The 24275-nt window shown below is 32.4% G+C and carries 20 protein-coding genes; 11 read left to right on the forward strand and 9 right to left on the reverse strand.

From position 1 onward, the window contains the following. Window positions 1–8 precede the first annotated feature (8 nt). The 6 genes from GBH57_RS12845 to GBH57_RS12870 all read left to right on the forward strand — a co-directional run bounded on the left by GBH57_RS12845 (window position 9) and on the right by GBH57_RS12870 (window position 4189). Window positions 9–245, forward strand: a complete 237-nt coding sequence (locus GBH57_RS12845) for a thioredoxin family protein (protein WP_151674901.1) — start codon at window positions 9–11, stop codon at window positions 243–245. Between the two features lie 14 nt (window positions 246–259). Next, a complete protein-coding gene (locus GBH57_RS12850) occupies window positions 260–667 on the forward strand; it encodes an OsmC family protein (protein WP_151674902.1) in 408 nt (135 codons plus the stop codon). Then, entirely contained in the window at window positions 627–1637 is a 1011-nt protein-coding gene (locus tag GBH57_RS12855; protein WP_235904717.1) for a permease, read from the forward strand. The genes GBH57_RS12850 and GBH57_RS12855 overlap by 41 nt, the downstream gene beginning before the upstream one ends. 187 nt (window positions 1638–1824) lie before the next feature. After that, entirely contained in the window at window positions 1825–3030 is a 1206-nt protein-coding gene (locus GBH57_RS12860) for a redoxin domain-containing protein (RefSeq protein ID WP_151674904.1), read from the forward strand. 21 nt (window positions 3031–3051) lie between these two features. Next, a complete protein-coding gene (locus GBH57_RS12865; RefSeq protein WP_151674905.1) occupies window positions 3052–3396 on the forward strand; it encodes a gamma-glutamylcyclotransferase family protein in 345 nt (114 codons plus the stop codon). Window positions 3397–3448: 52 nt separating this feature from the next. Beyond that, window positions 3449–4189 carry an AAA family ATPase gene (locus tag GBH57_RS12870; protein ID WP_151674906.1) on the forward strand — a complete coding sequence of 247 codons (741 nt, stop codon included), beginning with the start codon at window positions 3449–3451 and terminating at the stop codon, window positions 4187–4189. A 12-nt stretch (window positions 4190–4201) separates the two neighbouring features. Here the strand turns inward: GBH57_RS12870 and GBH57_RS12875 are convergent, their stop codons facing one another. From GBH57_RS12875 to GBH57_RS12895, 5 genes are all read right to left on the reverse strand, one after another. Further along, a complete protein-coding gene (locus GBH57_RS12875) occupies window positions 4202–4816 on the reverse strand; it encodes a TetR/AcrR family transcriptional regulator (RefSeq protein WP_151674907.1) in 615 nt (204 codons plus the stop codon). Between the two features lie 71 nt (window positions 4817–4887). Continuing rightward, window positions 4888–6309 (reverse strand): efflux transporter outer membrane subunit, encoded by a 1422-nt coding sequence (locus GBH57_RS12880; protein ID WP_151674908.1) that lies wholly within the window; start codon window positions 6307–6309, stop codon window positions 4888–4890. Window positions 6310–6314: 5 nt separating this feature from the next. After that, window positions 6315–9452: an efflux RND transporter permease subunit gene (locus tag GBH57_RS12885; protein ID WP_151674909.1), complete on the reverse strand. Its 3138-nt coding sequence runs from the start codon at window positions 9450–9452 to the stop codon at window positions 6315–6317. 21 nt (window positions 9453–9473) lie between these two features. Then, the gene (locus GBH57_RS12890) at window positions 9474–10604 is read right to left on the reverse strand and encodes an efflux RND transporter periplasmic adaptor subunit (RefSeq protein WP_151674910.1); all 1131 of its coding nucleotides are present in this window, start codon (window positions 10602–10604) and stop codon (window positions 9474–9476) included. A 13-nt stretch (window positions 10605–10617) separates the two neighbouring features. Next, window positions 10618–11121, reverse strand: a complete 504-nt coding sequence (locus tag GBH57_RS12895) for a GbsR/MarR family transcriptional regulator (protein WP_151674911.1) — start codon at window positions 11119–11121, stop codon at window positions 10618–10620. A 312-nt stretch (window positions 11122–11433) separates the two neighbouring features. Here GBH57_RS12895 and GBH57_RS12900 point away from each other — a divergent pair, with 312 nt between their 5' ends. The 3 genes from GBH57_RS12900 (at window position 11434) to GBH57_RS12910 (ending at window position 14464) form a co-directional block, all read left to right on the forward strand. After that, window positions 11434–12699, forward strand: a complete 1266-nt coding sequence (locus GBH57_RS12900; protein WP_151674912.1) for a hypothetical protein — start codon at window positions 11434–11436, stop codon at window positions 12697–12699. Window positions 12700–12914: 215 nt separating this feature from the next. Further along, window positions 12915–13175 carry a heavy-metal-associated domain-containing protein gene (locus GBH57_RS12905; protein ID WP_151674913.1) on the forward strand — a complete coding sequence of 87 codons (261 nt, stop codon included), beginning with the start codon at window positions 12915–12917 and terminating at the stop codon, window positions 13173–13175. 5 nt (window positions 13176–13180) lie between these two features. Continuing rightward, the gene (locus GBH57_RS12910; protein ID WP_151674914.1) at window positions 13181–14464 is read left to right on the forward strand and encodes an APC family permease; all 1284 of its coding nucleotides are present in this window, start codon (window positions 13181–13183) and stop codon (window positions 14462–14464) included. A gap of 109 nt (window positions 14465–14573) precedes the next feature. On the opposite strand, the gene GBH57_RS12915 is transcribed toward GBH57_RS12910, so the two are convergent. Then, window positions 14574–15830 carry a tetratricopeptide repeat protein gene (locus tag GBH57_RS12915; protein ID WP_151674915.1) on the reverse strand — a complete coding sequence of 419 codons (1257 nt, stop codon included), beginning with the start codon at window positions 15828–15830 and terminating at the stop codon, window positions 14574–14576. A gap of 56 nt (window positions 15831–15886) precedes the next feature. Beyond that, window positions 15887–18424 carry a DNA gyrase subunit A gene (gene gyrA, locus GBH57_RS12920; protein WP_151674916.1) on the reverse strand — a complete coding sequence of 846 codons (2538 nt, stop codon included), beginning with the start codon at window positions 18422–18424 and terminating at the stop codon, window positions 15887–15889. Between the two features lie 259 nt (window positions 18425–18683). Between gyrA and GBH57_RS12925 the strand changes: the two genes are divergently transcribed. Further along, window positions 18684–21239: an ATP-dependent Clp protease ATP-binding subunit gene (locus GBH57_RS12925; protein ID WP_151674917.1), complete on the forward strand. Its 2556-nt coding sequence runs from the start codon at window positions 18684–18686 to the stop codon at window positions 21237–21239. Window positions 21240–21483: 244 nt separating this feature from the next. Continuing rightward, window positions 21484–21846, forward strand: coding sequence for a hypothetical protein (locus GBH57_RS12930; protein WP_151674918.1), 363 nt, complete (start codon window positions 21484–21486; stop codon window positions 21844–21846). Here GBH57_RS12930 and GBH57_RS12935 read toward each other — a convergent pair. Together GBH57_RS12935 and hutH are read right to left on the reverse strand one after the other, a co-directional pair. Next, window positions 21843–22733, reverse strand: a complete 891-nt coding sequence (locus GBH57_RS12935) for a T9SS type A sorting domain-containing protein (protein ID WP_151674919.1) — start codon at window positions 22731–22733, stop codon at window positions 21843–21845. The two genes, GBH57_RS12930 and GBH57_RS12935, sit on opposite strands and share 4 nt — an antisense overlap. After that, complete coding sequence (gene hutH / locus GBH57_RS12940) at window positions 22734–24245, reverse strand: histidine ammonia-lyase (protein WP_151674920.1); 1512 nt, start codon at window positions 24243–24245, stop codon at window positions 22734–22736. Window positions 24246–24275 lie beyond the last annotated feature (30 nt).

A 24275-nucleotide genomic window follows, 5' to 3' on the forward strand; every position in this document is an offset into this window, starting at 1 on the left:
TGAATATTATGAGTAAATCAATTAAAATTTTAGGAACAGGATGTTCTAAATGTCAATCTATGACTGGCGTGGTTAAAGAGGTTATTTCAGAAAATAACATTGATGCTACTATTGAAAAGATAGAAGATGTAATGGAAATTATGAAATACAATGTAATGGCAACACCAGCGCTTGTAATTGATGATGTTATTACTATTAAAGGCAGAATACCTTCAAAAGAAGAAGTATTAGCGCTTTTAAATTAATAAAAAGCGCTACTATGGAATATCATATCAAAGCGTCATCCGTATCAAATCAGGATGCTGTTGTTACTATAAAAAAGTCGGCTATCGATTTTGGCACAACTAAAAAAACTGCTGAAGTTTTACCAAATCCAGCTGAGTTATTTTTGGGTTCGTTTGCGTCGTGCATATTAAAAAATGTAGAACGCTTTTCTGGTATGATGAAATTTAGCTACAAAAAAGCCACTATTGAAGTTGATGCAACACGTCTTGAAAATCCACCAAGAATGGAAAATATTACTTACAATTTAAAAATACACAGCAACGATAATAAGCTCAATACTGTGTTATTAAAAAAGAATATTGAAAAGTTTGGGACTATCTATAATACTGTAAAATTGTCTTGTGCAATTTCAGGTACCATTAGTACAGTTGGAGATGTTTGATTGGATTCAAAATATAGCAGATTGGTTTGTTTATGAGGTTCTAAATTTAGACAGAGGACAACACTTAGCTGAGGCTTTAAATTTCTTTATTTACGATAGCACCAAGATTCTAATTTTACTTTTTGTTGTTATTTTTTTTATGGGAATTGTCAACAGTTACTTTCCCATAGATAAGGTTAAAAACTATCTATCTAGAAAAAAATTATACGGGCTAGAATATTTGGTAGCAAGTCTTTTTGGTGTTGTTACACCCTTCTGTTCTTGTTCTTCAGTTCCATTATTTATAGGTTTTGTAAGAGGTGGAATTCCATTAGGTGTGACTTTTTCTTTTTTGATTACTTCGCCATTAGTTAATGAAGTTGCCATAGGGTTATTCGTTGGTTTATTCGGTATAAAAACAACCATCATTTATGTAATTAGTGGTGTGTTATTAGGAACCGTTTCTGGAGCAATTCTTCAGAAATTAAAATTAGAATCCTTTTTAACGCCTTGGGTAAAAGAAGTATTAGCAAACGCTCAAAGAGATCAAGATATATTTCAAGAAGAAAAACAACCCTTTAAGCAACGTTTGCCAATAATATGGGCAGAGGTAATTAAAATTCTAAAAGGTATTATCCCTTACGTATTAGTTGGAATTGCCATTGGAGGTTTAATGCACGGTTATATTCCAGAGGGTTTTTTTGAAAAGTATATGGCAAAAGACAATCTTTTTGCTGTGCCTATTGCAACAATATTGGCAATACCAATGTATTCTAATGCTTCAGGAATACTTCCTGTGGTTCAAGTTCTCGTTGCAAAAGGAATTCCGTTAGGAACTGCCATTGCATTTATGATGGGAGTTGTTGGCTTATCATTACCTGAAGCTATGCTCTTAAAAAAAGTAATGACTTTAAAACTTATTGCAATTTTCTTTGGAGTAGTAACACTTTGCATTATTATTTCAGGATACTTATTTAATAGTATTTTATAATTCAGTGACTTAAAGCTTTATTTTAAGAGGCTTAATTTTTTAAATAGTATAAAACAAAGCGAGGTAATACTCCTCCACTCCTACTTTAGATAAAATTTATTTCTAAATTTTCAATTGTTTACTTTTAACAAATATTGCTATTATAAAACATAAATATTGCTACATTGTTTGCAATAACATCTTACCTATGAAAAGACACTTTTTACTTTTACTTATACTTGTTGGTTTAGCATCTTGTAAAAATGAAAACACGATTGCTGAATTAGGAAAAACTGTTCCAAACCAAACGTTCAGCACTATTCTTAATAGCAATCAAAAAGAAATTTCATTAAGCGATTTAAAAGGAAAGCCTATCATTTTAGAATTTTGGGCAACTTGGTGCGGCCCTTGTATTCCCGCTATGAAAAAGCTAGATAGCCTGCAAACTATATTTGGTGACCAAATTGAAATCATTACAATTTCAGCAGAAAAACCTGAAAGACTTCAAAAATTTATTGAGAGTTCAAAAACATCGCTTCGTATTGTTTCAGATACTACACATTTAAAAAAAATCAAATATCAAGTTATACCGCATACAATAGTTATTGATAAAAATGGAATTGTGAGAGCGATTACAAATCCCGAAAACGTTACTGAGTCGGTTATTCAAAACCTTATTTCTAATGATGAAATAGACTTAGCATTTAAAGATGATTTTTACGTTGACCCTACATTAGAAGTTAAAACTATTAAAGCCGTTTCAAATTCAGATTACAGAATTGAGCTTAAAAGTTACGACCAATCAAAAAGAGGTGGGTCTAGAATTTTAAAAGATCCAGAAGGTGCTGTCAATGGAATCGAAATGTGGAACAATACATTACCAAGGCTTTACCAGACATTATTTGACGTGGTATCATACCACAGAGTTGTGTATAATGATGGCTTAAGTGATGAAGATTTTCCTTATGACAATGAAAATAGATACAATATGATTGTTGAGGTTTCAGACACTTATCAAAATGAATGGAAAAAAATAGGAATTGATTTTTTAAATGAAAATTTCGATGTTAATGCAAAAATGGGGGTTGACACCTTAAACTGTTTTGTATTAAGAAATATAGATAATACGATTGAAGAATCTATTTCAGAGGAAACAGAATATATGTTTATGGGTTCAATTCTTAAAACTAAAAAAATAAAAATGTCACAACTTGCTGAGTATTTAGAAAACTTCACAAGTCTTCCTGTACTTGATGTCACTGAATTAAACGGAGCATATGACATTGACCTAGAATGGCAGGAAGTGGATGCTAAAACATTACATTCCGAATTGAAAAAATACGGTTTGATACTTGAAAAATCAGATAAAAAACTTCCTGTAGAAGTTATGGAGATTTATAAGAGAAAATCTTAATATTTCAGAAAATATCTTTTTATGAAAAATCACTATTTATTCTCCTATGGAACACTTCAATTAGAAAAAGTTCAATTAGAAAGTTATGGGAGAATTTTAAAAGGCGCTAAAGATGTACTCGAAAATTACAGAATAGAACAACTTGAAATAACTGATAAAACTGTATTAGCTAAAAGTCTACAACAATTCCACCCTATTGCTATTCCTTCTAAAAATAGAGAAGACCATATTGAAGGTGTTATTTTTGAAATTACGGAAGAAGAACTCCTTGAAACAGATACCTATGAAGTTTCAGATTATAAACGGGTTTTGGAAACTTTTAAATCTGGAAAAAAAGCTTGGGTGTATATCTCTAACATTAATTAGTAAGAAAAATTAAATAGGATAACTAACTTCGAATCCTAAAAAAAGTATCGCAATGGCTATATCTGATCTCATCATAAATTCAAATAATGACACTGTTATTGAACTACATAACATTCATTTAAGTAATGCCAATAAAGATTTAATAGATCAATTACTAAAAGAGTTTAAGTACATTGATAAACTTAACCAATACAGTTTACCGGTAGATAATAAGCTGTTACTTTTTGGTCATACAGGTTGCGGCAAAACTACCACTGCTAAAGCAATTGCAGCGGCTTTAAACAAAAAAATTTTTACGCTAAATTTAGGAGAAATAGTTTCCTCTCGTCTTGGTGAAACTGCTAAAAATATGACCGCGATTTTTAAAAAAGCATCTTATGAAAAGGCAGTGCTTTTTTTAGATGAATTTGATTATGTAGGTAAAATACGTGATTACGATGATAAGGATTCAGGTGAAATGAAACGCTTAGTAAATACTGTAATTCAGCTAATTGATCATCTACCAAATGACACCTTATTAATTGCAGCAACCAATCATTCTAGTATTATTGATACTGCTTTATTAAGGCGTTTTCAATTAAAACTGAAATTTGAAGCACCTAATACTAGCGAATTAGACAATTATTATAACGCTTTATTAAAGCCTTTTCCAGAAGAATTCAGAAATATTGAACGTCGTTATGCTATTTCCTATGCTGAAGCCAAAGATATTGCGCTAAGAGCTGTGAAGAATAAAGTAATCGAACTTGAAGAGGCTAAAGAAATGAATGAAATTGAAATTACAAGTAACTAGTCATTTCAATATTTATGAGTGTGAAACAGATTTTTCTTCAAAATATGGGTTAGTATAACCATCTGTAATAATTCCTTTTAAATTATACACTATTAAGTATTTAAATATGTCTTCTTTAGAATAGATGTCAAATAAATCGTTCCCTTTAAAAACAATATTATCCATCCTAAAAAAGTAGATTTTCACTAATAATTCTAAATTGATATTTTTTTTAACACTCCCGTTTTCTTGAGCTTGTCTTAATAACCGAAAAACTACATTACTAGAGAAGTCTTCAATAAAATCATAAAATTTCGCGCTTGCTTTGGGATAGTACTTCTCTAATCCAAATAGAAAAGAAGGTTTGAAATATTTTAAATATCCAAACCCCTTTTCATAAATTAATATAACACTTAAAACTGGATCGTTACTATTTTCTGAAATGATAGTATTGATATCTTTCTTGAAATCTCCTAATATGCATTCAAGACTAGCAGTAACTAAATCGTGTTTGTTTTTATAAAACGTATAAATCGTTTTTTTTGAAATACCAAGCTCATTAGCTAATTCGTCTAACGTCACATGCTTACTACCTATTTCAGTAAACATTTCAATAGAACATTTTAATAATTCTGCTTTAGTAATCATCTATATTTGTAGTATTTGCTATTTATTTTTTTGAATTTCAAGAAAATGAATAACAGCTAATTTTATTCAAATTATTTCCAACCACCACCAAGTGCTTCGTATAAATCAACAACTGAAACTAATTGTTGAAGTTTGCTATCAATAATATTAAGCTCTGCGCTTAAGGCACTTTGTCTTGCGGTAAGTAAATCTAAGTAGTTAGCATAACCACTTTTTAAAAGCTCTTCAGAATTACTTTCAGCAGTTCGTAATGCTTCTACTTCGTTTTTTCTGAATTCAAATTTCTTCACTTCAGATTCATAAGTAAACAATGCGTTAGAAACTTCACTTCCTGCTACTAATAATATTTTCTTAAATTGAAGTAATGCTTGTTCTTGGTTTGCAAGTGCAACTTCTTTTTCAGTTTTAAGTTTACGCTGGTTTAATAACGGTTGAGTTAGACCACCCACAACTGTAGCAAATAATGAATTTACATTAAACAATTTATCTAATTCTAAACTTTGAAATCCTCCAGATGCTGTTAATGTTAAAGAAGGGTAGAAATTACTTCTGGCTACATTAGTTAACTCAAATGATTGTATTAAACCGTATTCAGCTGACATAACATCTGGTCTATTGCTTAATAATGTTGCAGGTACACCTAATTTTAAATCTTGATCTAATTTTTGAATATCGAGAGAACTTCTTTCAAAATGCTGAGGTGATTTACCTAGTAAAATGCTTAACAAGTTTTCAGTTTTGAAAATTTCAGTTTTAATATCTACTTGTAATGCTTTTGCACTATTGTACTGAGCGATATTTTGATCTACTGCTACTTGAGTAACTTGTCCTGCTTCTTTTAAGGCTTTAATAGTAGTCACACTACTGTCTCTTGTCGCTATGGTTTGCTCAGTTACTTTTAATTGTGCATCTAATGCTAATAAATTATAGTAGGTGTTAGCAATACTTGATATTAACTGCGTTTTGACCAATTGATGTCCAGCTACACTTTGTAAATATGCTGCTTGAGTTGCTCTTTTAGTGCTTCTTATTTTTCCCCAAAGATCTGCTTCCCAAGAAAGGTTAGCAGTTACATCAAATTGATCAGTTGTTGTATTGGTTAAAAATGATCCAAACTGACTGTTTTTTGATAATTCTTGGTGTGTATAATTAGGACCTACATGTAACGTTGGTAAATAACCTGCTTTTCCTTGTTTTGCGTAAGCTTCCGCTGCTATCATTTGCTGAATTGCAATACGCACATCCATATTATTCTGCAGTCCTTCTTCTATATATTTTTGAAGGTACTGATCTGTAAATAATTTTTTCCAGGATACATCGGCAAATGATAAACTATCTGCAGGCAGATTTTCAGTTCTATATAATGCTTCAGTTTCTGTAGTAAGTTCTGGTCTTGTATATTCCTTTGCAACAAAACAACTTTGTAGTGTTACAGCAACTAGTAATAACAAGATTCCTTTGCTAAAATTGCTATGTATTTTAATTGATTTCATCATTCTTATTCTTCAATTGTTTGTACTGCTGGTGTACTAGAAACTTTTTCTTGTAACCATTGAAATAATATAAATAGAACAGGAATTACAAAAACTCCTAAAATTGTTCCTATAAGCATTCCTCCTACGGCACCTGTACCAATAGAATTGTTACCTTCAGATCCTACTCCTTTTGCTAATACTAAAGGCATTAGACCTAAAATAAAGGCAAATGATGTCATTAAAATAGGGCGTAAACGTGATTTAGCTCCATCGATAGCTGCGTCTACAATACCCTCTCCTTTTTTACGCCTTGCTAGTGCGAACTCCACAATAAGTATGGCGTTTTTGGCCAATAGTCCTATAAGCATTATCAAAGCAATCTGGAAGTAAATGTTATTTTCAAGTCCGAATAACTTTGTACTAATATAGGCTCCAAATACCCCAAATGGCAGCGATAATATTACCGCAAATGGAAGCAAGTAACTTTCGTACTGCGCACTTAACAAGAAATACACAAACAAAATACTTAGTCCAAAAATGAAGGTTGTTTGATTACCTGCACTTACCTCTTCTCTTGTTAAACCTGAATAAGCAATAGTGTAATTACTAGGTAATTTTGCTGCTTCTTCTTCTATAACTCTAATAGCATCACCTGTACTAAAGCCGTCATTAGTCGCTCCAGTAATTGCTGTAGAGTTAAAAAGATTGAAACGTGTTACAGATTGTGGACCATATACTCGTTCTAGTTTCACGAACTGTGTTATTGGTGTCATCTCACCTGTATCAGTTCTCACATACATACTATTCAAATCTTCTACATCTGCTCTATCATCTGGTAATGCTTGAATATATACTCTAAACTGCTTTCCATATTTAGAAAAATCTGATGCATAAACTCCACCTATATATCCTTGTAAAGTTGAGAATATACTATTAATAGGCACCCCTTTTTCTTTTGCTAAAGGCACATTAATATTTAGTTCAAATTGAGGATATTCTGTACTAAATGATGATTGCGCGTATTTAACTTCTGGATGAGACATTAATGCCATTGCAAACTCTTTATTTGCTTGATCTAAATCTTTAAATTCTCCACCAAATTTGTCTAATAAATTAACCTCAAAACCAGATGAGTTACCAAAACCACGAATACTTGGAGGTGAGAAGAAAATAATCTTAGCACCAGGAATTGATGCTGCGATTCCAAATAATTTTCCGGTTATAGCATTTGCTGAAAGTGAAGGATCTTCACGTTCTCCCCAATCTTCTAGTTTTATAATACCAAAACCATAGTTACTCCCTGCTCCACTAATTAAACTACTACCTTTAATAAAGTTTACAGCAACAATACCTTCTAAACCATTTACCTTTTCATATAATTCTCTTGAAACAGCATCAGTTCTATCTAATGATGATCCTGCAGGTAATTCAATATTTGCGAAAATAATTCCTCTATCTTCATTTGGCACAAAACCTGTAGGCGTTGTTTTAGAAGCATAAAATATACCTACAACAGCTAATGCTAATAATAATACAGGTACCCATTTTCTTTTATATAAAAACTGAAGTGATCTACCGTATCTATTTATAGTTGCGTTAAAACCACGATTAAATAGGGTATAAAAACGTTTTAAAGGGCCTTTACTTTTTAATTCTTCATCTTCGTTATGCGATTTTAAAAACAATGCACATAAGGCAGGGCTCAATGTTAATGCGTTTACTGCGGAAATTAGAATGGCGATAATAAGTGTTACTCCAAATTGCTCATAAAATACTCCCGTAGGACCTGTTACAAATGTTACTGGAATAAATACTGCTGCCATTACTAATGTAATAGATATAATTGCTCCAGAAATTTCATTCATTGCCGTAAGTGTCGCTTTTTTAGGATTTTTCTCTCCTTCATCCATTTTAGCGTGGACTGCTTCCACAACTACAATGGCATCATCCACTACAATACCAATTGCGAGTACTAATGCAAATAATGTTAATAGGTTAATTGAATAACCAAATACATTCAAGAAAAAGAAAGTTCCAATAATTGAAACCGGAACTGCAATTGCAGGAATTAATGTCGATCTAAAATCTTGTAAGAATATAAATACAACTAAGAAAACTAGTAAAAAAGCTTCTAATAAGGTACTTATTACCTTTTCAATAGAGGCATTTAAAAATAAACTTGTATCATAAGGAACAAAAACATCTAGTCCTTCAGGTAAATCTTTTTTAACTGATTCAAGAGTAACCTTAATGTTTTCTATAATTTCTCGAGCATTTGATCCTTTTGTTTGGAAAATACCCATAAAAACTGCGGGATTTCCTTTACTCATTGCGTTTGCAGCATATGATTGAGCATCTAGCTCAATAGTAGCCACATCATTTAAACGAAGAAACTCTCCATTCCCTAATGCCTTAATTACAATATCTCCGTATTGTTTAACTTCTTTAAAACGACCACTATAAGTAAGTGTATAAGTAAACGCTTCCCCATTATTTTGACCTAAAGATCCTGCTGCTGCTTCTAAATTTTGTTCTTGTAGCGCTGCAGTTATATCTGACGGTATTAAATTGTATGCAGCAAGTTTTTCTGGTTTTAACCAAACACGCATTGCATAATCTTGTTGAGAAAAAACGCTCACATCTCCCACACCGCTAATACGTTGCATAGCAGGAATTACATTTATTTTTAAATAATTCTGAATAAAAGTGGCATCATAATTATCACTTTCAGAATACATAGAGATAAACATTAAAGCACTTGTTTCCTGCTTTTGTGTTGTTACTCCTGTTTGAATTACCTCTTGAGGTAGTAATGGTGTTGCTCTAGAAACTCGGTTTTGAACGTTCACGGCTGCAATATCTGCATCCATTTCTTGATTAAAATAAACCGTAATTTCTGCGGTACCTGTATTAGATGCTGTTGAAGTAATATAGGTCATCCCTTCTACTCCATTTATTTGCTCCTCAATAGGCACAATAACGCTTTCTAATACAGTCTCTGCATTTGCTCCTGGATATGAAGCCACCACTTTAATTGTAGGTGGAGCAATATCTGGATACTCTTCTATAGGTAAGCTTGAAATGCTTATAATACCAAGTACGACTATGATAATAGAGATTACCGTCGAAAGTACTGGTCTTTCAATGAATGTTTTTAACATGATATGTGTGTTGGTTTTATTCTAGTTTCTAAATAAAGTAGGTATTGGCTTAATTGCCTCTTCAAAAGAAGTCTCTTGTGGAGTAATTTCCATACCAGTTCGAAGTTTTCCAACCCCCGAAATAACAATTCTATCTTTAATATCAATTCCAGATGCTAAAACGTATAAATTATCTACCGAAGCTTTTACTTTTACTAATGAAGTTGCAACTTTATTACCTTCACCTAATTTAAAAGTCATAATATTTCCTTGTTGTTCATATGTAGCAGTTTGAGGGATTACAATAGCATTTTCATAAATTGTTGGAATCTGAATTTTCCCACTATTCCCGTTAGTAACAAGTTGATTAGGGTTATCGAAAATTGCTCTAAAACTCACGGTTCCTGTGCTTTGGTTTATTTGACCAGAACTAGTTTGTATTTTTCCTTTTTGCTCATAAACACTTCCGTTTGCTAGTATTAAATCAACTTCAGGAAAATTTGCTAACTTTTCTTCTAGGTTCTTCCCTTCGGCATTTTGAAGAAAATCTAAATATTGAGTTTCATTTAAACTGAAAAAAGCATAAACCATACTAATATCGCTAACCGTTGTTAATGATTTCGTATCATTAGGGCTTACTAATGCACCTTCTCTAAAATTAATAGCACCTACATAACCATCTACAGGACTTTTAATAGTACCATAACTTATGTTTGCTGAAATACCACTATAATTAGCTTTTGCTTGAGCTAAATTAGCCTTAGCAGTTTCTAATTGTACCGAACTAATAATGTTTTTCTCCACAAGTGGAATTAACTTATCGACTTCAACTTGAGCTACATTAATTCGAGCTTTTGCTGCACTTGCATCTTGATTTAAAGATTGCGTTTCAATTTTAAAAAGCACTTGACCTTTTCTAACTTTTTGACCTTCATCTACAAATACTTTTTGTATATAACCTGAAGCTTTTGCTCGAACATCACTGTTTACAACACCTTCAATATTTGTAGGGTACTCTTTGTAACCAGTAACCGTTTTTTGTTGTAATTGAGCTACAGGAAATGCTGGTGGTGGTGCACTTACAGCTGCTGTGTTCTCTTTCTCATCCCCACAGCTAATAGCTGCTAAAAATAATAGAGGGGCTATTATATTATATAATTTAGTATTTCTCATTTTCTAGCTTAATTTAAATATTGAATGTATTATCAGTGATTTTCTTTCTTAGTTTAGCAATGGAAGAACTAGCTTCATCTATAAATTTCATATAATCTGTATGAAAAGATAAATCGAATTTCTCCTCCTCATTTTCTATTTTTAAGTCGTTAATTGATTCTTTATATTCCTTAATTTCTAAATGTATGGCACGCTCTTCTTTCCAATGCTTTACCATTTTATCAATATGCTGAATTATAATATCTTTCTTTATTACAAAGTACTTTTTACGATCTCCAGTTTTAGTGAAGTAGTGAATTTTATTCAAATCCTGTAAATGATTTAAATGTGTCGAAATAGTACTTTTACTTGCACAAAGATTAGTTACCAAATCTTCAAATGTGGTACCTTTTTTACCCGTAAGAATTATATAAGATAAAATGCGTGCAGCAACTGGTGCCAAGTTTTCCCTAGCCTCCAAATGGACTCCAAGTTTTTCAACTAAGGACATTTTATCATCACAAACAGTATCTTTCATTTTAAATATTTAATTAATATGAACTTTAATTAAATAGAGTTCACAATATTTTATACTGCAAATATATTATTAGTTCGGAAGCAACCGAACTAATCGAAGTTAAAGTTTGTTAAAAGTTTTTAGGGAATTGTTAAAAAAATTGCAAATCAAAGCCAACACATTGTTAAACAACGCTTTAAATGACATTCAGAAAATATAAGAATCACAAAATTTTTATAAGAAATACTCGAGGCCTGGTAAATTATTAAATTAATTATTAGAAAAGTCTGTAACATTTCTTATTAAATACTATCTCTAAGAAAACAATATATAATGCAAAAAATACTAGTTGCCCTACTTTTAAGTGTGCTATTTCAATCCTGTTCAAAATCAAAAAGGGAATATTTAATGAAAAACCGATTTGATTTAAATACTAGTACTCTAGTGTTCCCAGAAAACGATTTCAATATCATTGGCTTTGGAGCCTATCACGGAAGCGTAAAAACAGAAGAAGCTGAACTCGCTTTAATTACTGCGCTAACAAAAAATAATGCGATTGATTACTACTTACCAGAAACCGATTTTAGTATCGCTCATTATTTCAATCAGTTTTTAAAAACTGGGGATACTATTTTACTAAAAGATTTAGTTACCGTCGCTGGAACTCGCGTTGAACAAGAAAGAACTATAGAGATATATGAAAAATGGAAAAAATTAAAAGAAGTTAATGACAAACTAGCTATAGAAAATAAGTTAGAGGTTATTGGAATTGATATACAAGTAAATTACAAATATGTTTCTAGACATATACTAGAACTAGTTAACGCTCCAGAAAACACATTAAAACCACTCGAAGAAATTCGTCAAATGGTAAAAATAGACACTACGAGTTATGCTTTTGGAGACTTAAGTTATGCGCATAATATTTTAAAATCGTTTGTAAATCATGTAGAAACAAATACTGAAATTTATAAAAATTATGTTGAAAATATTCCAGCCTTTAATCACATAATATCCAACTTGAAAATTTCATTTGAATACTCTAAGCAATACAGAGATAGAGATCGAGTGATGTACGATAATTACCTGGCATTAGATAAAATATATCATTTTAAAGAAAAACCGCAGTTTTTGAGAATGGGGTTTTCACATATTGAAAAATCGAGAGAAGGCATAAATGGCTATCCTCATTTTTTTGCAAGACTTATTGAAAATGAATTCTACAAAAATGAAAAAGTATTATCCATAATTGGCTATTTTATGGATAGCGAAGTGGTTTGGGACGAACTTTACGATGAGCAAGGAAATTACACGGGTTATACTATAGAAGGCGGTTTTGGAATTGGTGATTATGAAAAAGAATATTTTAGAGGAATTCAAAATTTAAAAGATGCCAAAATATCTGATAAAACTCTATTTCGGTTAAATAATAAAAACTCACCTTACTCCATAAACGAACCCGACTTAATAGAAGTTATTATGCAGGACAATCCATCTAATAGCGAAGCTGTAAAGGGGATGTCAACATTACAATTTATCGACTATGCTCTATTAATTTCTGACTCGAAGGCAAGTACTCCTATTTTTGAAATGGACTAGTTTCATAATTATTTGCATAATTTTAACCTGAGTGACGCATATAAATTGATTATCCTTACCTAGTTTTGTTTACACACTTATTAGTCTGAAGTAGATTTAACCTACAGATTAATTAATATCCACTACATCTTTTAAAACAACTAAACGAGTTTTCAAACTTTTGATTTGTGTTATTTGTTTAAAAGAAACATTAATAAATTATAAATAATAAAATTATGAGCTTACTATCAGACAATGTAATTCCTGGAAATCACGGAAAAGATTTTGAAACAAATGCAACAGAACATGCTGATTTACTAAAGATTAAAGACGCTATGGCTTCAGTTTCTGGAGTCAAAAATGTAACTTTAGATGAGAATGTTTTTCCTAAGAAATTTTCAATACATACTGAATCAGTAGTTTCAGTAAAAGATATTGAAGATGCTGTAGCGAAAACAGGCTTTCACGCTATTCCAAAATCTTTATTTGAATTATAAGAAATATGAAAGAACAAATAAGTCTTAAAGATGCTATTTCAATAGGAATTGGCGGAATGGTTGGCGGAGGTATTTTCGCTGTTTTAGGACTTGCAGTTTCTTTAGCTAAAGGTGGTACTCCCCTTGCATTTCTTTTTGCCGGTATTATAGCATTACTAACAGCATATTCATATGCAAAACTTTCAAAAAAGTTTCCTGAAAATGGGGGTACTGTAAAGTTTGTACATCAACAATACGGGAGTGGAGTTTTTGCAGGAGGAATAAACAATCTACTTTGGATAAGCTACATTGTTATGTTAGCACTGTATGCTTCAGCTTTTGGCTCCTATGGTGCTGAACTATTCTCAATTACAGGAACAAAAGAGATTGATATTAGAATATTTCAGTCCTCTATTATATTGATAGCTTTGTCTATAAATTACCTGAGTGTTAAACTCGTGGGAGAAATAGAATCCATAGCAGTAGTTGTAAAACTCCTTATTTTAATCGCTTTTATTGTAGTAGGTTTTTATGGCTTTTCAATTCATCCAGAAAATATAGAACAATTATCACCTCAACATTGGGAAAGTCCAATTTTATTGCTCTCCGGAGGTATGGTAATATTTGTTGCTTATGAGGGTTTTGAATTAATTGCAAATTCAATAGCCGACCTAAAAGACAAAGAGAAAAATACAGAAAAAGCTTATTTTGGTGCTGTTGGTTTTGTAGTAGTACTTTACATTCTTATTTCAATAGTTACAGTTGGAGCTTTACCTTTTGACGAAATTGCTTCAGCTAAAGATTATGTTTTAGCAAAAGCAGCTGAGCCTACTCTGGGACAATTAGGTTTTACAATCATTACTATTACCGCTTTAATTTCAACATTTTCTGCTATCAACGCAACAGTTTTGGGAAGTGGACGAGTTAATTATGTCATTGCTAAAGATAATGAACTTCCTAAATATTTTAGTCATATTTTTTGGGGCAAACCTATTGGATTTTTAGTAACCGCCATTTTATCTATTGCATTAGTAAATCTTTTTAATTTGCAAAGTATTTCAACAGCTGGAAGTGCCGGATTCCTTCTAGTATTTGCAATTGTTAACTATATAGGCTATAAAAAACATAAAGTTCTTGAGTCAAATAAATGGATACATTTATTAGCAACAATATTATGTTCTTTAGCATTTCTAACTCTAGTAATACAGCAGTATTCAGAAAATAGAATTGGAGTTATCACTGCTTTAGGAATAATCGTTTTCAGTTTTATACTTGAATTCATATATAAAGCAACGCTCTCTAAAAAATAAATTAAATAGATTAAGACTATTAATTACTACTTCTTATTTATATAAAATAATTGATATAAAAAAAGCCTCAAGAAAATCTTGAGGCTTTTGTTAAAATAAATTTTAGATGTTATTCCATCGCATCTAACTTAGCTTTAAAATCATTGTACTTTGCAGTCATTGATAGTTGGCTATAGATATTCATTAATGTTCTAACTAATTCTTTATTATCTTTTCTAGAATTGTAAGCTGATTCTAAATAAGGTAAAGCTTCAGTATACAAACTTTGTCTTTTCACACTTAAAGCATCGTATTTTTTCTCGTCTGCTTTACTCATTCCAAGAGCATTCATTTCATCTACAATACCTTTTTCTTGTCCTAAAATTAAAGAAGCAAGGTTTATTTGAGCTGAAGAATAATCGGGTTTTAAACGAATAGCATCTTTATAATAAGTCATCGCTTTAGCAGTTTCTCCATTTGAAGTTGCTGCAACACCTAAGTTGAAATGTAATTCAGGATTTTCAGGATCTGACGAAAGAATTTCTTGCATTAATTCATTATAACGCTTTAAATCTCCCATACGGTAAACCATATCAGCCTCAGTACGCACTAAAGACATATCATTTGGGTTTGCTGCACGAGCATCAGCCATCAATTTAATTGCTTTATCATTTTTACCTTGACTTGAGTAAATCAAAACTAAAGAACGTAACATATCTCCTTTTGCAGATTCTGTATAGCGCTCACTTGGCTTAGTGTATTTACCTGAAATCATTTCAGAGTTACGATCTGCTTCAGAAGCAAAAGGTACTGTTACGTTGTCTTCAATACGTAATGCAGTGTATTCCTTTTTAATACCAGTGTATCCCATATCAAGCAACATTTCATAGTACTCAACACTTTTATCGTAATTTTTAGCATTAAGCATATTCCCAGCTGCATAATACAAATCTGAAGTATCTCTTTTTACTTCAAATGCTTTGTATAATTTTTCAGCCGCTAATTCTGGATTTGTTTTTTGATCACCTACTGCACTATTTACTAATGCTACACGAGTGTTATCAATACCATTGTCAATATTTACTTTATTCTTATTATCAACATCTAACTCACGAGCCATCATAAAAGCTTCAGCAGCTTCTTTCATTCTATTATAGTTAGACTTCCCAGCATCGGCCAGGTAAATTTCACCTTTTGATGCATAAAAATCAACTTTTAAATCATCATCTGCAGATCCCATCAATTTTTCAGCAGCATCAATTTGAATTAATGCTTCAGCAACGTCTTTCTTAGCGAATGCTTTCTGTGCTTTTTTAAGTTCTTTTTTTTGTCCAAAAGATGCGGCTGCAATTAACAACGCTCCCGCAAGTATGAATTGTTTTTTCATTTAAATTGAATTTAGTTCAAATTCTAAATTAGAATTTGTTTTGTTTTTTTATATAATTATTCTTCTTCACTATTTGCAAGAGGCGTGCCATTTTCAGACTCGCTTATGTCAACAGGTACAATTGGGTTACCTTCTTCATCAAGTTCTACATCATCATCCTCTTTCATTACCTTAGCTACCGCAGCTATTGAATCATCTTCTCTTACTTTAATGAGACGCACCCCTTGCGTTGCACGACCCATAACTCTTAAAGAGTCTACAGCCATACGTATTGCAATACCAGATTTATTGATTATCATTAAATCATCGCTATCAACAACATTTTTAATTGCAACTAACTTACCTGTTTTTTCGGTTACACTAATTGTTTTAACCCCTTTACCTCCACGGTTAGTGATTCTATAGTCTTCAATACTTGATCTTTTACCATATCCGTTTTCTGAAACTACTAATATTTCAGACTCCTTATCGTTAATAGCAATCATTCCAACAACTTCATCATTTTCATCTGCTAAGCGAATTCCTCGAACTCCTGAAGCATTACGCCCCATTGGTCTAGTTTTCTCTTCTTCAAATCTAATTGCTTTACCACTTTTAACAGCTAACATTACTTGGCTATCACCACGAGTTAATTTTGCTTCTAATAAAACATCATCGTCCTTAATAGTAATGGCGTTAATTCCATTAGTACGTGGGCGAGAGTATTGTTCAAGTGGCGTTTTCTTTACTTGTCCTTTTTTGGTAGCCATAATTACATAACGACTATTTACATACTCTTCATCCTTAAGATCATTAGTGCAAATAAATGCCATTACTTTATCATCCTGCTCTATGTTGATTAAGTTTTGGATGGCTCTACCTTTAGATGTTTTACTTCCTTCAGGAATTTCAAATACACGCATCCAGAAACATTTTCCTTTTTGAGTGAAGAATAACATGTACTGGTGGTTGGTACCTACAAATAAATGTTCTAAGAAATCTTCATTACGTGTAGTCGAAGCTTTTTGACCAACTCCTCCTCTATTTTGAGTTTTGTATTCTGATAGTGAAGTACGCTTAATATAACCCGCGTGTGAAATAGTTAATACTACTTGTTCATCAGGTATAAGGTCTGTAATACTTACATCTCCACCGGCGTATTCAATTATTGAACGACGCTCATCACCATATTTAGATTGAATTTCAGCAAGTTCTTCTTTAATGATAGACATTCTACGCTCTTTATTTGCTAAAATATCTTCATAATCAGCTATCGTTTTCATTAACTCGTCATATTCACTACGAAGCTTATCTTGCTCCAGACCTGTTAATTGACGGAGCCTCATTTCAACAATTGCTTTTGCTTGAATCTCACTAAGCTTAAATGTTTCCATTAAAGTAGCACGAGCTTCATCTGCATTTGCTGATGCACGTATTAATCTAATTACCTCATCAATATTATCTGATGCGATAATTAACCCTTCTAAAATATGTGCACGTTCATTTGCCTTTTTAAGTAAGTATTCAGTTCTACGAACAACTACTTCGTGACGGTGTTCAACAAAATAATGAATCAAATCTTTAAGATTCAACATTTGTGGACGTCCTTTTACTAGGGCAATGTTATTTACACTAAAACTAGTTTGTAGTGCTGTATATTTATATAAAGTATTTAAAACAATATTAGGTATTGCATCACGCTTTAATATGTAAACGATACGCATTCCGTTACGGTCACTTTCGTCACGAATGTTTGCGATACCTTCAATTTTTTTATCATTAACCATATCAGCGGTTTTCTTAATCATATCCGCCTTATTTACTTGATATGGTATTTCAGAAACAATGATACACTCTCTACCAGCAACTTCTTCAAATCTTGTTTTAGCACGCATTACAATACGACCACGTCCTGTATGAAAAGCATCTTTAACACCATCATATCCATAGATAGTTCCACCTGTTGGGAAATCTGGGGCCTTAACGTGCTCCATTAAACCATCAACATCAATATCTGGATTATCTATATATGCCTGGATTCCATTTACTACTTCTGTTAAGTTATGAGGTGGCATATTAGTCGCCATACCCACTGCAATACCAGAAGCACCATTAATAAGTAATCCAGGTATTCTTGTTGGAAGCACTGTTGGTTCTTTCAACGTATCATCAAAGTTTAATTGATGATCTACAGTATCTTTATCTATATCTGCCAACATGTCTTCACTTATACGTTGCATTCTAGCTTCCGTATAACGCATTGCGGCAGGACTATCTCCATCTACAGACCCAAAGTTACCTTGTCCGTCTACAAGCATATAACGTAAACTCCATTCTTGAGCCATACGCACCATTGCATCGTATACAGAGGTATCACCGTGTGGGTGATACTTACCTAAAACTTCTCCAACAATTCTAGCAGATTTTTTATGTGCTCCTGTAGCTCGAATTCCTAGTTCATGCATTCCAAAAAGTACACGTCTATGAACAGGTTTCATACCATCACGAACATCAGGTAATGCACGGGAAACAATAACAGACATCGAATAATCGATGTAAGCCGATTTCATTTCATCTTCAATGTTGATAGGGATCACTTTTTCGCCTTCAGCCATAGTATTTTTGTCTTAATTTAAGTTATTTTACTAAACAAGCAAGATACAGTATTTCGTACTTTTTTATAACCTCAACCAAGGGGGTTATTCACGATTTTATTAACAAATTTTTAGCGTCCAACAGTTAATAACTATAAGGGTTAAGGCTTTTTTATTTGCCTGTTTTTTTGTCATTTTACCTACTATCACTTCAAATAGGAATAGTTTTTGTCCTTATTGCAGTATAATTGTGTAATTTTAGAAGAAAGACATTGAGCGTATGGATGATAATTTTTCCCCAAGAGTTAAGGACGTTATAGCCTTCAGTAAAGAAGAAGCATTACGCTTAGGCCACGATTTCATTGGCACTGAGCACCTAATGCTTGGACTTTTAAGAGACGGCAACGGAAAAGCGGTAACTATTTTAAATGCCCTCGAAATTGATTTAAATCACCTTCGACGTAAAGTTGAAATATTAAGCCCCGCTAATCCAGGCACTGGACTTATTGGCAACGATAAAAAGAATTTACATCTCACTAGACAAGCAGAGCGTGCCTTAAAGACAACATTTCTTGAAGCTAAATTGTTTCAAAGTTCGTCTATAAATACTGCACACCTACTGTTGTGTATTTTGAGAAACGAAAACGACCCTACTACAAAACTTTTAAACAAAATGAAAGTTGACTATGATGGCGTCAAAGAACAATTTAAACTTATGTTAGCAAACGACGACGATTTTATAGACACACCAAGAGCTGAATCATTCCCAAATGAAGATAATGACGCTGGTGCTGAAGACAGTAATAAAGAAAACCTTTTTGGTGGTGCTGCCGCTAAGGGAAACAAAAAGTCTAAAACACCAGTTTTAGATAACTTTGGTAGAGATCTTACGGCTATGGCCGAAAATGGAAAACTAGACCCTGTAGTTGGTCGTGAAGCCGAAATACAAAGGGTTTCACAAGTGTTAAGTAGAAGAAAGAAAAACAATCCTCTTCTAATTGGTGAACCTGGAGTTGGTAAATCTGCCATCGCAGAAGGTTTAGCACTTCGTATAATTCAACGTAAAGTATCACGAATTTTATATGATAAACGTGTAGTTACTTTAGACCTTGCTAGTTTAGTAGCAGGTACTAAATACCGTGGACAGTTTGAAGAGCGAATGAAAGCCGTTATGAACGAGCTTGAAAAGAATGATGATATCATTTTATTCATCGATGAAATTCACACTATCGTTGGTGCTGGTGGAGCAACAGGTTCGCTTGACGCATCTAATATGTTTAAACCCGCATTAGCTAGAGGTGAAATTCAATGTATTGGTGCTACTACTCTAGATGAGTACAGACAGTATATAGAAAAAGATGGAGCACTAGAAAGAAGATTTCAAAAAGTACTTGTTGAGCCAACATCTGTTGAAGAAACAGTAGAGATTCTGCAAAACATTAAAGAAAAATATGAAGCGCATCATAATGTGACTTATACTGATGCTGCACTAGAGGCTTGTGTCAAATTGACAAACCGCTATATGACAGAAAGATTTTTGCCAGACAAAGCTATTGATGCTTTAGATGAGGCTGGATCTCGTGTTCATATTACCAATATAAATGTTCCTAAACGAATTCTTGAAATTGAACAAAAATTAGAAGAAGTTCGAGATCTTAAAAATTCTGTTGTTAAAAAACAGAAATATGAAGAAGCAGCTAAGTTACGTGATGATGAAAAAAATCTTGAAAAAGAATTAGCTATTGCTCAAGAAAACTGGGAAAACGACGCTAAGTTACATCGCGAAACTGTAGGCGAAGAAGAAGTTGCTGAAGTTGTGTCAATGATGACAGGAGTACCTGTAAATAGAATAGCACAAACTGAAAGTAACAAGTTAGCAGAACTACCTCAACTCATCAAAGGAAAAGTTATTGGACAAGATGAAGCTGTTTCTAAAGTTGTTAAAGCAATACAAAGAAACAGAGCTGGTTTAAAAGATCCTAATAAGCCAATTGGTTCATTTATTTTCTTAGGCCAAACCGGTGTAGGTAAAACTCAATTAGCGAAAGTTCTTGCGCAAGAGCTATTTGACTCTGATAGCGCACTTGTACGTATTGATATGAGTGAGTATATGGAAAAATTTGCAATTTCAAGACTTGTAGGTGCACCTCCAGGATATGTAGGTTATGAAGAGGGAGGTCAATTGACAGAGAAAATTAGACGCAAACCTTACGCAGTTGTATTACTTGATGAAATTGAAAAAGCGCATCCAGATGTTTTTAATATGCTTTTACAAGTATTAGACGATGGTCACTTAACGGACAGTTTAGGTAGAAAAATTGATTTCAGAAATACAATTATCATAATGACCTCTAATATTGGGGCTCGTAAGTTAAAAGACTTTGGACAAGGTGTTGGTTTTGGTACCGCAGCTCAAACTAGCCAAGCAGATGCGAATGCAAAAGGAATTATAGAAAATGCATTAAAAAAAGCATTTGCTCCTGAATTCTTAAATCGTGTAGATGATGTTATGGTGTTTAATGCACTAGAGCGTGAGGACATTCATAAAATTATTGATATTGAATTAGAAAAACTTTTTGCAAGAATTACAGATTTAGGCTACACATTAATCCTAACTGAAAAAGCAAAAGATTATATCGCAAATAAAGGTTTTGACAAAGATTACGGCGCAAGACCATTAAAACGCGCAATTCAAAAGTACATTGAAGATGCTCTTGCCGAAGAGATTATTAATAGCAATCTAAAAGAGGGTGACACCATCACAATGGATCTTGACGAAGAAACAAATGAATTAACTATTAAAATCAAAAAACAAAAAAAGACCACCGAATCTTAGTTTCTTGTAATTAATTACATTCAAGCGGCCAATTATTATTATATAATTGGTCGCTTTTTTCTTACACCTACATTCCGAAAACACCCACTATTAACTATTTCAGTAGTTAATTATTTTAAGTATAGTTAGCAACAATGAAATTAAATGACTTCTTTTGCATTTGTTTTATTAATCCCCTCATTACTAATACTTAAAAGCTTTATAAGTATTTATTATCAATTATTTAGGATTAATCAATGAACTTATGAGAGATAAGCTAACATTTGAATTTGGAGAAGTTTCAATTTTTGAAAACTATATTATTGTTGTAATGAATGAGGGTATTATTGTAGAACCAAAATACAATGACGATCTAATAGAAATGAGAGATACTTATTTTTATGACAGACCTTTTGGATATATTTCTCACAGAAAAAATTCTTATTCAGTAGATCCTAAAATATACTTTGAAACATCTAAAATTTTCAACTTAGTAGCTTTCGCTATTGTTTCAGTAAATGAAATAAATATAGATAACTCGAATTTAGAACAGAAATTTTTAAAGCAACCCATTAAAAAATTCACTTCACTACCCGAAGCCGTAGAATGGATTGAAAGTTTAGTTTAATCAACTATAACTTGTTTACTTGACAAGAGGCCATTAACTGAAGTAAATACCAAAATATATACTCCATTACTTAATGGATTTCGTTTTATTTGAAGGGATTCTAATTGCTCCTCATTGTGTATATTTTCAACTAATTTTCCATCCAAACTATAAACTTCAACGGAAACAACTTCTTGAGTATTTAATATTTTAAGTTTACTATCTGTGCTAACTACAACAATGGCAGATTTTGATTTGTTATCGGGTATATCTAAAATAACTTGTTCACAAACATCAACACGCTCAAAATTTGAATAAAATGAATTTCCATCTCTAAAACTACAACTCAACTCCCCTACATCATCAAAATCAGGTTCTCCTCCTGGCGCATTAATTATAGATAAAGACCCAACTCCTTCAATCCATACCGCATTAGTCGAACTTATTGTATTACCTGGAGAAGGTGAAAAAGTATAGTGCTTATAATTAGACCCGTCTACCAATGGAAGGGACTCAATAGAACTTAACGTAAACATCCCCCCATTTTCTGGAAATGGTGTGAATGGATTTTTCATTAAAATTTCATCACCAATTTCTAGTGAAAAATCATACAATAAATGTTCTCGCTTTACGCCATTAACTATTGTTAAAAGAAAGACTTGTTTTTCTGAAATATCTTCCCTCAATAAAAATGTACGTGAAATATAATGATACCCATCAAGTATTTTATAGCTTTTATTATCTACTAAAGTATCACCATCAGTATAATAAACATCTTTCGTACAGTCACCTAAAAAACAGGTTGAAAATTGCCATTCGTTTACATCCGCAAGTAGCGGCGTGTAATCTTGTGCACTCAAATGAGAGCATAAAATAATACTAATCACAAATACAATTTTCTTTATCATCTATTTATAAAGTAAGTCTCCATCTATCTGAAACGTTTGCAAAAATGCCACAGCTGCATGAATATCATTCGCCATTAAGCGATCATCTTCTACAAATGGAACCACATCTCTAAAATGAGCAACAAACGATTCAATAAATGGTGATGATTTTTTAGGTTCTCTAAATGTAAGCGCTTGCGAAGCATTAAACAACTCTATCGCTAAAATAGTTTCAATATTGTCTATGATTTTTAAGCATTTAGTAGCTGCATTAGCACCCATACTTACATGATCTTCTTGCCCATTAGATGAAACAATTGAATCAACTGATGCTGGACTTGCATACTGCTTATTTTGACTAACAATACTAGCAGCAGTATATTGCGGAATCATAAACCCACTATTTAAACCTGGATTGTTTACTAAAAATGCTGGCAAACCTCTTAACCCAGAAACCATTTGATAAGTTCTTCTTTCTGAAATATTCCCTAATTCACACATCGCAATACCTAAATAATCAAGTCCTAGCGCAAGTGCTTGACCATGAAAATTTCCGCCAGAAATAATTTTATCTTCTTCTATGAAAATATTTGGGTTATCTGTCACACTATTTATTTCTGTTTTAAATGTTTTATGCACAAAAACAATTGTATCCTTTGTTGCTCCGTGAACTTGCGGAATACATCTAAAAGAATAAGGATCTTGAACATTTTTCTTCTCAGAAGCACCTAATTCGCTTCCTTCTAGAAGTTCAAGAATTCTTTCGGCTGTTTTTACTTGACCTCTATGTGGACGTACTAAATGAATTAATGAATCATAAGGGCTCATATTGCAATCAAAAGCATCAATTGATACAGATCCAATAACATCGGCTAAGTATGATAGTTTATGCGCTTTTAATAAACAATACACTCCATAAGCACTCATAAACTGAGTTCCATTAAGCAATGCTAATCCTTCTTTAGCTTGTAGTACAATTGGCTCCCAATTATGACGCGTTAAAATTTCGGCTGAAGTCACTATCTTATCATCAATCCACACATCTCCCATTCCTAATAATGGAAGTGACATATGTGCTAAAGGCGCTAAATCACCAGATGCGCCAAGACTTCCTTGCGTATACACAACTGGAATAATATTGTTATTATAAAAAGCAATTAAACGCTCAACAGTAACTAATTGTACCCCACTGTATCCATAACTTAAGGATTGGATTTTTAGTAGTAACATCAACTTTACTATTTGTTGAGGTACATAATCTCCTGTTCCACAAGCGTGAGACTTTACAAGGTTTTCCTGAAGTTTAGATAAATTTTCATTTGAAATTTTCACATTACAAAGTGATCCAAAACCTGTGTTAATTCCATAAATGGGAGTATCGTTATTCTTTATTTTTTCTGAAAGAAATGTGAATGATTTATTGATGTTAGCTATAGCTTCTTCGGAAAGGGCTAATTTTTTATCGTCATTAATAATTGATTCAATTATTGATAAATCTAAAAGGGCTGAACTGATGTAATGTGTATCTTGCATTAAATGGGTAGCTTGTTTACACAAAAATAC

It is taken from the genome of Patiriisocius marinus (assembly GCF_008974325.1).
GTDB classification, from domain to species: domain Bacteria; phylum Bacteroidota; class Bacteroidia; order Flavobacteriales; family Flavobacteriaceae; genus Patiriisocius; species Patiriisocius marinus.

Bases quoted from the DNA above. Each gene is read 5' to 3' on its own strand.
- GBH57_RS12925 (WP_151674917.1), top strand. From the start codon at position 18,684: ATGGATGATAATTTTTCCCCAAGAGTTAAGGACGTTATAGCCTTCAGT.
- GBH57_RS12845 (WP_151674901.1), top strand. From the start codon at position 9: ATGAGTAAATCAATTAAAATTTTAGGAACAGGATGTTCTAAATGTCAA.
- GBH57_RS12885 (WP_151674909.1), bottom strand. From the start codon at position 9,452: ATGTTAAAAACATTCATTGAAAGACCAGTACTTTCGACGGTAATCTCT.
- GBH57_RS12900 (WP_151674912.1), top strand. From the start codon at position 11,434: ATGCAAAAAATACTAGTTGCCCTACTTTTAAGTGTGCTATTTCAATCC.
- GBH57_RS12850 (WP_151674902.1), top strand. From the start codon at position 260: ATGGAATATCATATCAAAGCGTCATCCGTATCAAATCAGGATGCTGTT.
- gyrA (WP_151674916.1), bottom strand. From the start codon at position 18,424: ATGGCTGAAGGCGAAAAAGTGATCCCTATCAACATTGAAGATGAAATG.
- GBH57_RS12895 (WP_151674911.1), bottom strand. From the start codon at position 11,121: ATGAAAGATACTGTTTGTGATGATAAAATGTCCTTAGTTGAAAAACTT.
- GBH57_RS12930 (WP_151674918.1), top strand. From the start codon at position 21,484: ATGAGAGATAAGCTAACATTTGAATTTGGAGAAGTTTCAATTTTTGAA.
- GBH57_RS12875 (WP_151674907.1), bottom strand. From the start codon at position 4,816: ATGATTACTAAAGCAGAATTATTAAAATGTTCTATTGAAATGTTTACT.
- GBH57_RS12865 (WP_151674905.1), top strand. From the start codon at position 3,052: ATGAAAAATCACTATTTATTCTCCTATGGAACACTTCAATTAGAAAAA.
- GBH57_RS12880 (WP_151674908.1), bottom strand. From the start codon at position 6,309: ATGAAATCAATTAAAATACATAGCAATTTTAGCAAAGGAATCTTGTTA.
- GBH57_RS12890 (WP_151674910.1), bottom strand. From the start codon at position 10,604: ATGAGAAATACTAAATTATATAATATAATAGCCCCTCTATTATTTTTA.
- GBH57_RS12860 (WP_151674904.1), top strand. From the start codon at position 1,825: ATGAAAAGACACTTTTTACTTTTACTTATACTTGTTGGTTTAGCATCT.
- GBH57_RS12905 (WP_151674913.1), top strand. From the start codon at position 12,915: ATGAGCTTACTATCAGACAATGTAATTCCTGGAAATCACGGAAAAGAT.
- GBH57_RS12870 (WP_151674906.1), top strand. From the start codon at position 3,449: ATGGCTATATCTGATCTCATCATAAATTCAAATAATGACACTGTTATT.
- hutH (WP_151674920.1), bottom strand. From the start codon at position 24,245: ATGCAAGATACACATTACATCAGTTCAGCCCTTTTAGATTTATCAATA.
- GBH57_RS12935 (WP_151674919.1), bottom strand. From the start codon at position 22,733: ATGATAAAGAAAATTGTATTTGTGATTAGTATTATTTTATGCTCTCAT.
- GBH57_RS12915 (WP_151674915.1), bottom strand. From the start codon at position 15,830: ATGAAAAAACAATTCATACTTGCGGGAGCGTTGTTAATTGCAGCCGCA.
- GBH57_RS12910 (WP_151674914.1), top strand. From the start codon at position 13,181: ATGAAAGAACAAATAAGTCTTAAAGATGCTATTTCAATAGGAATTGGC.